Below are 435 nucleotides of genomic sequence, written 5' to 3'. Positions count from 1 at the left end.
ACGGATGCGATGGCGGCATTCACCACCTTGCACACCGACCTCGAGAGTTGGCTGGACGACTCGTCGAACGCCACGCTGCTCGCTCAGATCAACCAGCCGTGGGAGCTGCTGTTCGGCCGCGACCTGATCGGCAACGGCGTCGACGGCTTCACCGGCACCAACACCTCGCTCCTGGGCTGGATGGGGCTCGGCGACGCCGGTGACGGCGGATTCCTGTTCGGTGACGGTGGCACCGGTGCCGCCGGGGCGGCCGGTGGCGACGCCGGCATGTTCGGTGACGGCGGCGCTGGTGGCGAAGGCGTTGCCGCCATCGGCACGACGGTTGCGGGCACCGGTGGCACCGGTGGCGCCGGCGGCTGGCTCTACGGCGACGGTGGCGCCGGTGGTCAGGGTGGCGACGGCCTCGCCGGGACGACGGGCACCGCGGACGACGCC

The 435-nt window shown here is 72.4% G+C and carries 1 pseudogene; it reads left to right on the top strand.

The window, feature by feature from the left end:
- Nucleotides 1–9 precede the first annotated feature (9 nt).
- Nucleotides 10–435, top strand: a pseudogene (locus KIH27_RS22005) (hypothetical protein); the annotation flags it as partial.

Origin of the sequence: Mycolicibacter acidiphilus (assembly GCF_018455725.1) — a bacterium.
GTDB lineage: Bacteria > Actinomycetota > Actinomycetes > Mycobacteriales > Mycobacteriaceae > Mycobacterium > Mycobacterium acidiphilum.
This window is presented reverse-complemented; position numbering and strand designations above follow the sequence as displayed.